The following is a 14,409-nucleotide window of genomic DNA, read 5'->3' as shown; positions in this document are numbered from 1 at the left end:
CGCGCGTGTCCCGGGAAACATCAGGCGCCCCCGAGCGCCTGATCACTGGCGTCGCGCTTACTTCTTGAAGACGGGCTTGCCAAGTGCGAGGTTGCTGGGCGCAATGGTGACGAGCTTGCCGTCTTGCCACTGCATGACGTAGAACGTGGAGGCGTTGTTCTGGCCGTCTTCGCCGAAGTCGAACGCCCAGCCGTTGGCCGTTTGGCCGGCCGGCTTTTTGTAGGCCATGACGGCGGCGCGGATCTTGTCCTTGTCGGTGGACTTGGCGTTGCCGATGGCTTCAAAGAAAGCCTTGGCGCCCACGTAGTTCGTCAGGCTGTGGCCCGACTGCGGGTCGCTCTTGTAGGTGGCTTTGTAGGCTTGCAGGAACTTGTCCAGGCCCGGCGCGCCGGCCGGGTTGATGGACGACTGGGGAAAGTCCAGGTCGAACACGCCGTTCATGTCGGCGCCCACGGCCTTGGCCGTATCGGCCAGCGAATAGCCGCCGCCCGCGCCGATCACGACCTTGGGCTTGAAGCCCGCCGCGCGTGCCTGGCTGAAGTACAGGATGGCGTCGTTCTGGTAGGCCGTTTGCAGCACGACGTCGACCTTGGCGCCCTTCAGGCGCAGGATCAACGACGACAGGTCAACGGTCTTGGCGGAATACGGCAGCACTTCGGCCACGGTGTAGCCCAGTTCCTGCGCGCGCTTTTTCTCGGTGGCCGCCACGTCGGTGCCATAAGGCCCGTCTTCGTGGATGATGCCGATCTTGATGTCCTTGGGGTTCAGCCCCATGCCCGGGGCAATGGTGTCATGCAGCGCGTTGACAACCGACACGCCGTACAGCGCCGTGTTCGGGTTGCTGCGGAACAGGTACTTGTAGCCGCGCGTGGTGATCTTGTGAGCGGTGGCGCCCAGTTCAAAGTACGGCACGCCGGCCAGTTCCGTCACGGGCGAGGCCGCGTACGAGATGCCCGATGCGTAGCTGCCGAACACGCCCACCACGTTGGCCGAAATCAGGCGCTTGGTTTCCGACACGGCCTGCGTCGGGTCCACGGCGTCCGCCTTGATGATTTCGATCTTCTCTCCGTTGACGCCGCCGGCGGCGTTGATCTCGTTGACGGCCAGCTCCAGACCGCGATAGCTCTCTTGACCCAGGAGCGCGAGCGCACCGCTGAACGGGAAGAGGGCGCCCACTTTCATATCGGCCGCTGCGGTGCCGCTTGCCAGTGCGCCACACACGCCCAGCGCCAAAATAATTTTATTGAACTTGAACACTGTCTACGCTCCTTTGTCGGTATGGGATGCGGACTGTCTTGAGTGCTGTCCGTCTTTTTTAAATATATGATATATGCGCCGGTCAGGTACAAAAACCCCGCCTTGGATTCTAGTGGGGGCCGCAGCAAGCCGAATCGGGGAATTCCCTAAAGCCGCATGAATAAAGCCTTAGCGGCCGATGACGCCGGAAATTAACCGCAATATTCCGCCTGGCGAAAGGGGCCGGGCCCCTGGCGCGGGGTAACCCGGAAAGCGGGGAAATTTCCGCGCTTTGTCATATATCGTATATGATCAAACGCAAGCTTTCCCATAAAAACCAGGAGACAACAGCATGTTCGAGGAAGTCGATTTCGCTGGCAAAAAGGTGCTGATCACCGCGGGCGCGGATGGTCTGGGTTTGGAGATGGCCAAGGTTTTCCACCACGCCGGCGCCACGGTTTTCGTCTGCGACGTGAACGAAACCAGAGTGGCCGCCATCCCGTCCGAGCTGCCGGGCGTGCAGGCCATGGTGGCCGACGTGTCCGACGAAGATAGCGTGGGCGCGCTCTTTGCCGCCGTCAAGGAAAAATTGGGCGGGCTGGACATCCTGATCAACAACGCGGGCGTTGCCGGCCCCACGGGCTATGTCGAAACCTTGTCCAAGGCCGACTGGGACCGCACGCTGGCCGTGAACATCACCGGCCAGTTTCTTTGCGCGCGCCAGGCCATCCCCCATTTGAAGCAGTCCAAGGCGGGCGTGATGATCAACCTTTCGTCCGCTGCCGGTCACCTGGGCTTTGCCGGGCGCTCGGTGTATTCGGCGTCCAAGTGGGCCGTGATCGGGTTCACCAAGTCGCTGGCGATTGAGCTTGGCCCGCACGGCATCCGCGTCAACGCGATCCTGCCGGGCGCCGTGGAAGGCCCGCGCATCCGCGCCGTGATCGCGGCGAAGGCCGACACGCTGGGGCGGCCGGTTGAGGAAATTGCCGCGCAGTACGAAAACCAGGCGGTGCTGGGCCGCATGGTCACTGCGCGCGACATCGCCAACATGGTGTTGTTCAACGCCAGCGAGGCTGCCCGCAGCGTGACGGGCCAGGCCATCGTGGTGGACGGCTTCACGCAGAAGCTCTACTGATGGACGCCGATTCCGCGGCCCCCGTTGCCGCCATCATCGGCACCGGCCTGATCGGCCAGGGCTGGGCCATCGTGTTTGCGCGCATGGGCTGGCAGGTGCGTCTTCATGACGTGAATGCCGCCATGCTGGCCGAGGCCCGCACGCTGATCCTGCAACAGTTGCAGGAGCTGCAAGCGCAAGGCTTGTTGACCGACGCCGACGCCATCATCCAGCGCGTGCACGTTGCCGACAGCCTGTCCGATGCGGTCAAGGGCGCGTGCTACATCCAGGAAAACTCGCCCGAGAAGGTCGACATCAAGCGGGCTCTGTTCACCGAGCTGGATGCGGCGGCCGAGCCCGACGCGGTGATCGGCAGTTCCACGTCCAGCATCCCGGCCAGCCAGTTCACCGAGCACTTGCCAGGGCGCCATCGCTGCCTGGTGGCGCACCCCGTCAACCCGCCGTATCTGATTCCGGTTGTGGAACTTTGCCCCGCGCCGTGGACCAGTCCGGATGCGCTGGAGGCGGCAAGCCGCATCATGACCGCCATCGGTCAGAAGCCCGTGCGGCTGCGTCGGGAAATCGAAGGCTTCATCTTGAACCGGCTGCAAGGCGCCTTGCTGCACGAGGCCTTCCGTCTGGCGAAAGAGGGCATCGCCAGCGCCGAGGACATCGATACCACCGTCAAGGACGGCCTGGGCCTGCGCTGGTCGTTCATGGGGCCGTTTGAAACCATCGACCTGAATGCGCCCGGCGGCATTGCGGATTACTGTGCGCGCTATGGTGGGCTGTACCAGTCCATAGGCGCGGACCAAACCGAATGCGTGGCATGGGACGCGCCGCTGGTGCAAGCGCTGGCCGACGAGCGCCGCCGCTTGCTGCCGGAACCAGACCTTGCCAAGCGCCGCTTCTGGCGCGACGAAAAACTGATGCGCTTGATGCGCCACAAACAACAGGACGGAGACAACAATGGCTAAGCCCAAACAGAAAGTCGTCATCACTTGCGCCGTGACGGGCGCCATCCACACGCCCAGCATGTCGCCGCACCTGCCGGTCACGGCGGATGAGATCGCCGAAGCCGCCATCGGCGCGGCCAAGGCCGGCGCAGCGGTGCTGCACCTGCATGCGCGCGACCCCGAAACGGGCAAGCCGTCGCAAGACCCGGCGCTGTTCAAGCCGTTCCTGGAACGCATCAAGAACGAGACCGACGCCATCATCAACATCACGACCGGCGGCAGCCCGCACATGACCGTCGAAGAACGCATGCGCCCGGCCACGACGTTCAAGCCGGAGCTGGCGTCGCTGAACATGGGGTCGATGAACTTCGGCCTGTTCCCGATGCTGGACCGCTTCAAGGACTTGAAGCACGATTGGGAACGCGAGCATCTTGAGAACAGCCGGTCGCTGATCTTCCGCAACACGTACCAGGACATTGAATCGATCCTGACGCTGGGCAACGCCAACGGCACGCGCTTTGAGTTCGAGTGCTACGACATCAGCCACCTGTACAACCTGGCGCATTTCGTTGACCGCGGGCTGGTCAAATCGCCGCCTTTCATCCAGTCGGTGTTCGGCATTCTGGGGGGCATTGGCCCGCACCCGGAAGACCTGATGCACATGAAGCGCACCGCCGACCGCTTGTTCGGCAACGACTATGAATGGTCCATCCTGGGTGCCGGCCGCAATCAGATGCCGCTGGCCACCATCGGTGCGGCAATGGGGTCGAACGTGCGGGTCGGGCTGGAAGATTCGTTGTGGATCGGGCCGGGCCAGCTGGCCGAATCGAACCGCTCACAGGTCGAGCGCATTCGCACCATTGTCGAAGCGCTGAACCTGGAAGTGGCCACGCCCGACGAAGCGCGCGCCAAGCTGGGGCTGAAAGGGCGGGACAACGTGGCGTTCTGATCGGCAAGCGCGGCGGGCCTGGCCTGCCGCGCTGCGTGGGGCGTGACTAGGCGTGGCGGCGCAGCGCGTCCGCCAGCGTGGCGACGTCCAGCGGATGATCGAAGTTGGCGGCGTGGCGGGCCTTCAGGCTCAGCTCGGCCGCCAGCGTCAGGTCTGCATCGCTGGGCATGTCGGCCGCGCCCAGCTCGCGCAGGGTGGTGGGCAGGCCGACCTGCGCGTACCACTGGGTCAGGTCCGCCAGCATGCCGTCGTTGCGTTGTTCAAGGTCCAGCTGCACCAGCAGGCCGACCGCCACTTGCAGGCCATGCAGCGCGGTGGCCACGCCGCCGATCTTGGGCAGGCCGCGCGTCAACGCGTGGGCAATGGACAAGCCGCCGCTTTCAAAACCGAGACCGCTCATGAGGATCATCGCTTCCACCACGCGCTCGAATGCAGGCGTGGGCTGGCCGGTGCCGGCCGCGGCCACGGCGTCCACGCCGTCGGCCAGCAGCGTGCGCAGGCAGCCGTCGGCAATCAGTTGCGCCGTCAGCAGCGGCGCGCCGTCGTACATGTTCTTGCCGCCGTTGCGCTGGCATTGTTCGGCTTCGAATTTCTTGGACACGGCGTCGCCCAAACCGGCGCGGAAAAAATGCACGGGCGCGGTGGCAATGATGGCGGTGTCGACCAGCACGATGGTGGGGTTGAACAGCATGTGTTCAACGGCCAGGAGGTTGTGATGCGCGTCGTAAAGCACGTAGTTCTTGCTGGTGGGCGCATCGTTGGAAGCCACCGTCGGCACCGTGATCAGATGGCAGTGCGAAGACTTGGCCACCGCCTTGCCCGCATCCAGCGACTTGCCCCCGCCCACGGCGATCACCATGTCGATGCCTGCCTGCGCGGCTTGTGCGCGCAGGGCGTCGATCAGCTCGGGCGTCAGGTCGCCGTCGACGATCAGCGGTGTCACCGCAACGTCGTGCCCGGCGCACAGGCTTTCGATTCTTGGACCCAGTACGCCATGGACATAGCTGTCGATGACCAGTGCCGCGCGGCGCCCGAACAAAGTGGCGGTCTGGCCCAGGGTGTCCAATGCGCCCGCGCCTTGTATGTAGCGGCTGGGCGCGCCAAAAATCTTCAGCATGAAGTCTTCCTATTTGCGTGGCACGGGAGGGCGGTAGTCGAGCTCTTTTTCGCGTTCGACCAACCAATCGATCATGATCTTGCCGCCCCAGACCAGGTCGGCCTGGATGGCGCTGCGCGCGGCTTCGGAATCGCGCGCTTCAAGCGCTTCCAGAACGGCTTCGTGGCGATGTTCGTTTTCGGAATAGTCCAGCCCGGCGGTCTTGACGTGAAACACCTTGAGGATCGGCCCGGTAATGACCCAGAACGATTCGACGGTGCTGCGCAAGATGGGCTTGTTGCTGGCTTCCAGGATGGCGAAGTGGAACTTGCGGTTCAGGTAGCTGGCGCGCTTCGGATCGGTGGACGTGCAGGAGATGAAATCCTTTTGCAGGGCGATCAGGTTGTCCAGCTGCTTGCGCGTGATGTTCTGCGCGGCCTCGGCCGCGCCCATGCCTTCCAGGTGGAAACGGATCTGCTGGATTTCCCGCAACTTTTCCGAATTCACATAAGGCACGTAGACGGCCGTGGCCGCCTGCATTTCCAAGCCCTGTTCGCTGATGAGCCGGAAGATGGCTTCGCGTACGGGCGTGATCGACACGCCCATCTCTTGAGCCAGTTCGCCGATGATCAGGCGTTCGCCGGGTTCGTACTGCCCGTTGATGAGGGCATTGCGGATTTCGTTGTAGACCCTGACGGACAGGTTCTCTTTCTTTACCGGTTTAAGGCTGGGCATGACGTTTCGGGCTTGCTGTATTAGGGGGAACGGGTGAATCCGGGATGAATTCTAGCCCGCCATAGCCAATCCAAGCACAATGGGTATATTATATATCATATATCCTAACGTAGAAAGGACGCGCCATGCGCCAGCACCAGGAGGCCCCCACCGAGGGGGAAGTTGCGATGCTGCGGGAAAAGGCCCGCTACATCCGGCTCGAGACAATCAGGTTGATTGAAATTGCCAAGGTCGGGCATTACAGCTCGGTCTTTTCGTGCGCGGAGATCTTTGCGTCGCTGTACTACGACGTGATGCGGCTGCGTCCGGGCGAGCCGCATTGGCCCGATCGCGACCGCTTCCTGATGGGCAAGGGCCACGCCGCCGTCGGGCTGTTTCCGGTGCTGGCCGATCACGGCTTCATCGACCGCGCGTTGCTGGACGGCTATACGCGCCTGGGCAGCCCGCTGGGCGACCACCCCGACATGAGCAAAGTCCCCGGCGTCGATTTCAGTTCCGGTTCGATCGGGCACGCGCTGTCCAACGGCGTCGGCATGGCCATGGGTGGCCGCATGAGCCAACGCGACTTCAACACCTTCGTGATGCTGGGCGATGGCGAAATGCAGGAAGGCCAGGTCTGGGAAGCCGCGCTGTTCGCCGCCCACCACCGGCTGTCGCGCCTGGTCGCCATCATTGACCGCAACGGCTACCAGCTGGACGGCAAGGTAGACGACGTGATGGGCGTGGAATCGCTGCGGGAAAAGTGGCTGGCGTTTGGCTGGGACGTGCACGAGGTTGACGGCCATAACCTGCGCGACCTGACCGCGCTGCTGCGCCGCCTGCGCGCGGACGACACGCGCGACAAGCCCGCCTGCGTGATCGCCAAGACGATCAAGGGCAAGGGCGTGTCCTACATGGAAACCGAGCCGGGGTGGCATCTGGGCTACCTGGCGCCGCAAGACGCGCAAAGCGCCGTCGACGAAATTCTTTCCCGCGAGATCTGAATGGCACAGGCACAAGTCCTATCCCCCGACTCCTGGCAGTACCGCGCGCTGAACGCGGTGAACCCCGGGCTGTCGTACCTATCCGATGCGCTGATTGAATTGGCCCAGGCCGGGCACCCGGTGGTCGCCGGCTCGGCCGACCTGCAATACTCCAACGGCCTGAACCGCTTCGCCACCGCCTACCCCGACCGCTACATCCAGTTCGGCATTTCAGAGCAGAACATGGTGTCGGCCGCCGCCGGCCTGGCCACCACCGGCATGATGCCGTTCGTGGCCACCTTTGCGTCTTTCCTTGGCTTGCTGTGCTGCGAACAAATTCGCATGGACGTTGCGTACACGAAGCTGCCCGTGCGCCTGATCGGCCATCACACCGGCATCAGCCTGGGGTTTTATGGCACGTCGCACCACGCCACCGAAGACATCTCAACGATGCGTGCCCTGGCCGGCCTGACGGTCGTGTCGCCCGCCGACGGCCCGCAGCTGGCCGCCGCTATCAAGGCATCGGTCAACTGGCCCGAGCCGATCTACTTTCGCATCGGGCGCGGCCGCGATCCGCAGGTGTATGAAGACGGCACGCCGTTTGAATTCGGCCGCGCCATCGTGCATTCCACCGGCTCTGACTTGAACATCATTGCCTGCGGCATCACGCTGCACGCCGCACTGGCCGCCGCCGAGCAATTGCGTGCGGATGGCTTGTCCGTGGGCGTGATCGACATGCCGACCATCAAGCCGCTGGACCGCGATGCGGTGCTGGCCGCCGCCGGCCAGGCCCGCCGCATGATGACGGTGGAAGAGCACAATGTGCTGGGCGGCCTGGGGTCTGCCGTTGCCGAAGTGTTGGCCGACGCCGGCACCGGCACGCGCCTGCGCCGCCACGGCATCTACGACGAATACAGCCTGATCGCGCCCCCCACGACGCTCTACGCGCATTACCAGCTGGACGCGGCCGGTATCGGCGCCGTCGCCCGCGAAGTCATCGCATCCTGAATCTACCGCTTTTGAATCTGGAGACCCCATGAAGGAAATCACCGGCAACACCCGCCTGTTCGGCATCCTGGCCGACCCCATCCATCACGTGAAAACGCCGCAGCGCATGAACGAACTGTTCGCGCAGCTGGGCTACGACGGCGTCTGCGTGCCGTTTCACTCCCGCCCCGATAATCTGGCCGCCGTGGTCGAAGGCTTGCGCCGGCTGGAGAACCTGGGCGGCGTCATCGTGACGATGCCGCACAAGACCGCCATCCTGGACCTGGTGGATGACGTGACGCCGGTGGCGCGCAAGATCGGCGCCGCCAACGTGGTGCGCCGCGATGCCGACGGCAAGCTCACCGCGCACATGCTGGATGGCGAAGGCTTTGTGCGCGGCCTGCAAACCGCAGGCGTGGACCTGCGCGGCAAAAGCGCCTACCTGGCGGGCGCGGGCGGCGCGGCCAATGCCATCGGCTTTGCCTTGGTGCAGGCCGGCGTGTCGCGGTTGACCATCGCCAACCGCACGCCGGCCAAGGCCGAGGACCTGAAGGCGCGCATCCTGTCGCTGCATCCCGACGCGAACATTGCCGTGGGTACGCCCGACCCTTCGGGCCATGATGTGGTGGTCAACGGCACGTCGCTGGGCATGAAGGAAGGCGACGCGCTGCCGCTCGATACCGAGCGCCTGACGCCCGAGCAGCTTGTGTGCGAAGTCATCATGCAGCCCAAGGACACCGCGCTGCTGCTGGCCGCGCAAGCCAAGGGCTGCAAAGTGCATTACGGCGCGCCGATGCTCGTCTGCCAGATTGCATTGATGGCCGAAATGCTGGGCGTGGCGGCACCCAAATAAGCCTGCCAACTAAGCCTGCCAAATAAGGCAGGCGGCGGACATCAGGACAAGGTGTAGAACGATGGGCGATTTCGATTTCATTATTGCGGGCGGCGGCACGGCGGGCTGCATCCTGGCCAACCGGCTCAGCGCCGACGGCAAGCATCGCGTCTTGATGCTGGAGGCGGGCCAGGAAGCCCGCAGCATGTGGATTTCAATACCGGCGGGTTTTTCCAAGCTACTGGTGAACCCCGACTACAACTGGCGCTTTGCCACCGAGCCCGAAGACAACGTCTATGGCCGCACCATCGCCGTGCCGCGCGGCAAAGGCGTGGGCGGTTCCACCTTGATCAACGGCATGATCTACGTGCGAGGCCAGCCGCGGGATTACGACGGCTGGGAAGCCGCGGGCGCAACCGGCTGGAATTACGCACAGGCCGAGCGGCTGTTTCGCAAGATCGAGCATTACGAGCGCGGTGGCGAGACACGCGGCAAGAACGGCCCCATGCATTTGGAAGAAGTGGCCGAACGGTTTCCCGTGTCCGACGCGTTCCTGCGCGCCGCGCAAGAAGACGGCCAGCCCTTGAACCCTGACTACAACAGCGGCAAGCAAGAAGGCGTGGGCCACTACCAGGTGCTTCAGCACCGTGGCCGCCGCTGGAGCGTGGTGGACGGCTACCTGAGGCCGGCCGCCGGACGCAAGAACCTGCGCGTCGAATGCGGCGCGCACGTGACGCGACTGGTGTTTGAAGGCAAGCGCTGCGTGGGTGTCACGTACCGCAAGAACGGGCAGGAACACACCGTGCGCGCCGCCCGCGAAACCATCCTGTGCCTGGGCGCGGTGCAGTCGCCGCAGTTACTGGAACTGTCCGGCATCGGCAACCCCGCCTTGCTGCAATCGTTCAACATTGCGGTGGTGCATGCGCAGCCGCAAGTGGGTGAAAACTACATCGACCACTTCGCCACCCGCATGAATTGGCGGGTGAAGGGCACGGTGACGTTGAACGAGATGTCGCGCGGCTGGCGACTGGCGCAGCAGGTGGCGCGCTATTACACCCGCCACACCGGCATCCTGACGCTGGGCACGGGGCTGGTGCACGGCTTCGTGAAAAGCGCGCCCGATATGCCCACGGCTGACGTGCAGTTTTTCTTTGTGCACGCCAGCTACGCCAACGCCGCCGAACGCATCCTGGACCGTCAACCGGGCATGACGATCGGTGTGGCGCAGCTGCGCCCGGAATCGGTAGGCACCATACACATCAAGTCGGCGGACCCCTTGGCGGGCCCGTCCATTCGCCCGAATTTCCTGTCGGCGCAGATTGACCGCGACAGCTTGGTGGGCGGCATGAAGGTTGCGCGGCGCATTGTCGGGCAACCCGCGATGCAGCCCTATATCCAGGCCGAGCTCAGCCCCGGCGACGCGGTGCAAAGCGATGAACAATGGTTGGACTTCGCGCGCCGCAATGGGCAGACCATCTATCACCCCATCGGCACCTGCCGCATGGGCTCGGACGCCGCCGCCGTCACCGATGTGCGCCTGCGCGTGAACGGGGTGACGGGCTTGCGCGTGGTGGACGCATCGGTGATGCCGAAGATGGTGTCGGGCAACACGCAGGCCGCCGTGATGATGGTGGCCGAGCGCGGCGCCGAACTGATTCTGGAAGACGCCGCCACGGCGTGATCGCGCACCGCGGCACGATGAGACAATGCGCGCCGGGCCGGGTAGCCCGGTGCGCATTGTGGTTTCTGGACGATCGGTGATTACCCGATCAACGAATCAGGAAGCCCGCGCCGACCGGATCGTTGCGATCAATGACCCAACGCGCGGTGCCCAGGATGCTGGCCGTGCCCTTGACGGTAGGACGCACGGCGCGCGTGCCGTTCAAGTCCACTTCGCCCAACAAGCAGCCCTCAAACGTGCCGCTGCCCAGCAAGCCTTCGGACTTGATCGGCTGGTTCAGCCCCATCTTTCCGCGTGCTTCGAACATGGCCATCATGGCGCTGGTGCCGGTGCCGCCGGGCGAGCGGTCCAGCTGGCCGGCGCTGAACACGTGCACGTTCTTGTAGAACGCGCCTTCGATTGTGGGCTGGTGCCAGAAGGTGATGAAGTTCAGGTTGTTGATGTGCGCTTCGGTCGGATGCTGGATGCGGTGGCGCGCGTTCAACTGGTCACGCACGATCAGGCCCATGCGCGACAGCTCGGTGCCGTTGTCCGGCGAGATGCGCAGGTCGCAGCCCGACAGGTCGACGATGCCGAAGTAATTGCCGCCCCACACGATGTCGGCGGACAGCTTGCCGTAGCCCGGCAGCTCCACCGGGATGTCCTGCGCGGCCACGTACGCGGGCACGTTTTCAAAGCGCGTCCACAGCACGTTGTCGCCTTCGGACGCGACTTCCGACACGACCAGGCCCGCCGTGGTTTCAAAGCGGATCTTGGTGATGCCGTCCTTGCCGCGCGCCACCAGGCCGTTGGCCACCATCGCCATGCTGACGGCAATGGTGCCGTGGCCGCACATGTGCGAATACTCGGTGCCGTCGATATAAATGAGGCCGGCATCGAATTCCGGGCTGGACGGCGGCGTGAGGAACACGCCGAACATGTCCTTGTGGCCGCGCGGCTCGCGCATCAGCGCCTGGCGCAACCAGTCGTAGTTCTGCTCCAGAAAGGCCCGCTTTTCCAGGATGGTGGATCCGGCGGGGTAGGGGATGCCGCTGTGCACGATGCACAGGGGCTCGCCTTCGGTATGGGTATAGATGACATCGAACGCGTCTTGCTTGCGCATGACTGTGGCTCCAGACTAAGTAGGATGAAGGGGAAAAGCGGATGGGGGAAACTATTTGCCGCGTTCGGACAGCATGTCCAATCCGACGGTCAAATCCAGGATGACGATAGCGATCACCGCAACCACAATCGTGGCGCCCGATACGGCTGCGATGGTCGGATCGATCGTGTACTGCACATAGTTGAATAGCTTGACGGGTATGGTGTTCAGGTCCGCCGTGGTGTTGAAGATGGATAGCTCCACGTTGATCCACGACGAGATGAACGCGAAGATGGAACCGGTGACGATGCCGGGCCGGATCTGCGGCAGCACCACCAGGAAGAACGTGGTCCACGGGTTGGCGCCCAGGTCGGCCGACGCCTCTTCCAGCGCGCGTTGTTCGGGCGTGAGCAGCGTCAGCGTCGAGCGCAACACGAACGGCGCGATGATGACGATGTGCCCGATCAACAGCGACAGGAAACTGCGCGTCAACCCAAAGTACGCGCCGTACTGCAACAGCGCCGCGCCCAGCACAATGTGCGGCAACACCAGCGGCGACATCAGCACCGATGTCATCGCCGCCTTGCCCGGGAAGTCATAGCGCGCCAACGCCAGCGCGGCCGGCACCGTCAGCAACACCGCCACCACGGTGGCCGCCAGCGCCAGCACCGTGCTGGTCGTGAATGCCGCCACATAGCCGGCTTCGACCAGCAGCGTGCGATACCAGTCCAGCGTCCAGCCGTGCGGCGGAAACGCCAGGTAGGGCGTGGTCGTGAACGACGAGCCCAGGATGACGACCAGCGGCAGCGCCAGGTAGGCAAGCACAGCCAGCGCGATCAGGCGGATCAGGTGGCGGGCGATCATCGCGCGGCTCCCGGCAAGGTGGCGGCGCGGTTGGCCAGCGCCACCAAGATCAAGGTGAAAACCAGCAGCACCATGCTGAGCGCGCCGCCGTAATGAAAGTCGAAGACCGAGCTGTATTGCTGGAAGATCAACATGGACAAGACCGATATCCGTCCACCCGACAGCAGTGCCGGCGTCACATACGCGCTGACCGCCAGCGTGAAGACGATGATGGCGCCGGACACCACACCCGGCAGCGTCAGCGGCCACGTGATGTGCAGGAAGGTGGCGGCGGGGCTGGCGCCCAAGTCGGCCGAGGCGTGCTCGCAAGCCGGGTCGACGCGCGCCAGCGCATTGCCCACCGCCAGCACCACGAAGGGCAGCAGCACGTACACCATGCCGATCAGGATGCCGGTCTCGGTACCGATGAAGCGCACCGGCCGGTCCGCCGCGCCCACGCCCACCAGCGCCTGGTTCACCAGCCCGTTGCGGCCCAGCAGCACCATCCAGCCAAACGCGCGCACGATGTTGCTGGTGAACAAGGGCACCACCAGCAGGATCACGCAAAAACGCCGCCACGCCTGCCATCGCACGACGCGCACCAGGTACCAGGCCAGCGGATAGCCCAGGATCACGCAAACGATCGTGGTGAAAAAGGCCAGCCGGAAGGTCGTCAGGATGACGTCCCAGTGGTACTGGTCTGCCAGCACGCGCAGGTACTGCTGCGCGGTCAAGGTCATGCCGCCCGCGCTGTCGGGGCCGGCGGCAGCACTGGTGATGCTGGCCACCGCAACCACGGCCAACGGCGCCAGGAAGAACGCCGCGAAGAACAGCGCGGGCGCCGCCAGCAGCAAGCCGGGCGATAGCCAGGTGCGGCGCGTCATGGCTGTTCACCGATCAAGTGCAGTTGTTCGGGCGCGAACGACAGGCTGACGGTCGTGCCCGGCAGCAAGCCCGACGGCGCGATGCCGCTATGACGCGCCACGACCGTTTGCCCGCCCACATCCACGTGAATCATGCTGTGGCTGCCCACATTGATTACGTCGGCCACCACGCCCGTCAACCTGCACGCGTCTTGCCCGTCGGCCAGGCCCAAATCTTCCGGACGCAGCACCGCCACGCCGCGTGCGGGCGCGGCATGGCCCGCCAGCGGCACCAGCACGCCTTGCGTATCCAGACGCAGCGCGTCGTCGCCCGCCGCGGTATACGTCATGAAGTTCGCGTCGCCGATAAATTCCGCCACGAATCGCGTGGCGGGGCGGCGATAGATATCCGTGCCCGCGCCCACCTGCTCAACGCGCCCGGCGTGCATGACGACGACGCGGTCCGCCATCGTCATCGCTTCTTCCTGGTCATGCGTGACGAAGATGAAGGCGATGCCCAGCTTGGCTTGCAGATGCTTGAGTTCCAGCTGCATGCGCTTGCGCAGCTTCAGGTCCAGTGCCGACAGGGGCTCGTCCAGCAACAGCAGCTTGGGCTGGTTCACAATGGCGCGCGCCAGCGCCACGCGCTGCTGTTGGCCGCCGGACATTTCACGCGGGTAGCGCGCACCGAAGTCGGCCAGCCCCACCATATCCAGCGCGGCGCGTGCGCGATCCGCCGCGTCCTTCTTGGACGCACCCTGGCGCCGGGGACCGTACGCCACGTTCTCCAACACGGTCATGTGCGGAAACAGCGCGTAGTTCTGGAACACCGTATTCAGCGGGCGGTGGTGCGCGGCCAGGCGGCTGATGTCCTGGCCCTCGATCAGGATGCGGCCCGATTCCGGCGTCAGAAAGCCGGCAATCGATCGCAGCAACGTGGTCTTGCCGCAACCGCTGGGCCCCAGCAGGGCCACGAATTCCCCCTGCTGGATGTCCAGGTCGATACGGTCCAGCGCCTGGTAGGCGCCAAAGCGCATCGACACGCCTTCGATGGAAAGCAAAGCAGACATGGTC

The 14,409-nt window shown here is 64.4% G+C and carries 14 protein-coding genes; 7 read left to right on the top strand and 7 right to left on the bottom strand.

Annotation, left to right across the window (positions count from 1 at the left end; all coding sequences use genetic code 11):
• Positions 1–57 precede the first annotated feature (57 nt).
• On the bottom strand, positions 58–1,257 hold the full coding sequence (locus tag KYT87_RS20970; RefSeq protein ID WP_046806195.1) for an ABC transporter substrate-binding protein: 1,200 nt from the start codon (positions 1,255–1,257) through the stop codon (positions 58–60).
• Positions 1,258–1,588: 331 nt separating this feature from the next.
• On the opposite strand from KYT87_RS20970, the gene KYT87_RS20965 reads away from it, so the two are divergent.
• Genes KYT87_RS20965 through KYT87_RS20955 form a run of 3 tightly spaced genes read left to right on the top strand, consistent with a single transcriptional unit; the run spans position 1,589 to position 4,255 of the window.
• Positions 1,589–2,371 (top strand): SDR family oxidoreductase, encoded by a 783-nt coding sequence (locus KYT87_RS20965; protein ID WP_104144512.1) that lies wholly within the window; start codon positions 1,589–1,591, stop codon positions 2,369–2,371.
• The gene (locus KYT87_RS20960; RefSeq protein WP_219990770.1) at positions 2,371–3,327 is read left to right on the top strand and encodes a 3-hydroxyacyl-CoA dehydrogenase; all 957 of its coding nucleotides are present in this window, start codon (positions 2,371–2,373) and stop codon (positions 3,325–3,327) included. Before KYT87_RS20965 ends, KYT87_RS20960 begins: the two co-directional genes overlap by 1 nt.
• Entirely contained in the window at positions 3,320–4,255 is a 936-nt protein-coding gene (locus tag KYT87_RS20955) for a 3-keto-5-aminohexanoate cleavage protein (protein ID WP_046806192.1), read from the top strand. The genes KYT87_RS20960 and KYT87_RS20955 overlap by 8 nt, the downstream gene beginning before the upstream one ends.
• A gap of 46 nt (positions 4,256–4,301) precedes the next feature.
• On the opposite strand, the gene KYT87_RS20950 is transcribed toward KYT87_RS20955, so the two are convergent.
• The gene (locus tag KYT87_RS20950) at positions 4,302–5,372 is read right to left on the bottom strand and encodes a glycerol dehydrogenase (RefSeq protein WP_104144510.1); all 1,071 of its coding nucleotides are present in this window, start codon (positions 5,370–5,372) and stop codon (positions 4,302–4,304) included.
• Positions 5,373–5,381: 9 nt separating this feature from the next.
• Positions 5,382–6,086, bottom strand: coding sequence for a GntR family transcriptional regulator (locus KYT87_RS20945; RefSeq protein ID WP_046806190.1), 705 nt, complete (start codon positions 6,084–6,086; stop codon positions 5,382–5,384).
• A gap of 125 nt (positions 6,087–6,211) precedes the next feature.
• Here KYT87_RS20945 and KYT87_RS20940 point away from each other — a divergent pair, with 125 nt between their 5' ends.
• The 4 genes from KYT87_RS20940 (at position 6,212) to KYT87_RS20925 (ending at position 10,548) form a co-directional block, all read left to right on the top strand.
• Positions 6,212–7,069, top strand: coding sequence for a transketolase (locus tag KYT87_RS20940; protein WP_104144509.1), 858 nt, complete (start codon positions 6,212–6,214; stop codon positions 7,067–7,069).
• A complete protein-coding gene (locus KYT87_RS20935; protein ID WP_046806188.1) occupies positions 7,070–8,056 on the top strand; it encodes a transketolase family protein in 987 nt (328 codons plus the stop codon). It abuts the gene before it with no gap.
• A 28-nt stretch (positions 8,057–8,084) separates the two neighbouring features.
• Positions 8,085–8,888 carry a shikimate dehydrogenase gene (locus KYT87_RS20930; protein ID WP_219990769.1) on the top strand — a complete coding sequence of 268 codons (804 nt, stop codon included), beginning with the start codon at positions 8,085–8,087 and terminating at the stop codon, positions 8,886–8,888.
• Between the two features lie 61 nt (positions 8,889–8,949).
• Positions 8,950–10,548: a GMC family oxidoreductase gene (locus KYT87_RS20925; protein WP_219990768.1), complete on the top strand. Its 1,599-nt coding sequence runs from the start codon at positions 8,950–8,952 to the stop codon at positions 10,546–10,548.
• Positions 10,549–10,636: 88 nt separating this feature from the next.
• Here KYT87_RS20925 and KYT87_RS20920 read toward each other — a convergent pair whose 3' ends face one another.
• The 4 genes from KYT87_RS20920 to KYT87_RS20905 are packed head-to-tail and all read right to left on the bottom strand — an operon-like array spanning position 10,637 to position 14,405.
• Positions 10,637–11,650 carry a proline racemase family protein gene (locus KYT87_RS20920; RefSeq protein ID WP_006227860.1) on the bottom strand — a complete coding sequence of 338 codons (1,014 nt, stop codon included), beginning with the start codon at positions 11,648–11,650 and terminating at the stop codon, positions 10,637–10,639.
• Between the two features lie 51 nt (positions 11,651–11,701).
• Positions 11,702–12,493, bottom strand: coding sequence for an ABC transporter permease (locus KYT87_RS20915; protein WP_046806185.1), 792 nt, complete (start codon positions 12,491–12,493; stop codon positions 11,702–11,704).
• On the bottom strand, positions 12,490–13,356 hold the full coding sequence (locus KYT87_RS20910; RefSeq protein ID WP_120156581.1) for an ABC transporter permease: 867 nt from the start codon (positions 13,354–13,356) through the stop codon (positions 12,490–12,492). Before KYT87_RS20910 ends, KYT87_RS20915 begins: the two co-directional genes overlap by 4 nt.
• Positions 13,353–14,405 carry an ABC transporter ATP-binding protein gene (locus KYT87_RS20905; RefSeq protein ID WP_219990767.1) on the bottom strand — a complete coding sequence of 351 codons (1,053 nt, stop codon included), beginning with the start codon at positions 14,403–14,405 and terminating at the stop codon, positions 13,353–13,355. Before KYT87_RS20905 ends, KYT87_RS20910 begins: the two co-directional genes overlap by 4 nt.
• Positions 14,406–14,409 lie beyond the last annotated feature (4 nt).

It is taken from the genome of Achromobacter sp. ES-001 (assembly GCF_019448355.1).
In the GTDB taxonomy this organism is placed as follows: Bacteria; Pseudomonadota; Gammaproteobacteria; order Burkholderiales; family Burkholderiaceae_B; genus Achromobacter; species Achromobacter spanius_B.
Note: the sequence above shows the minus strand (reverse complement) of the source record. Positions and strands in the feature narration are given on the sequence as shown.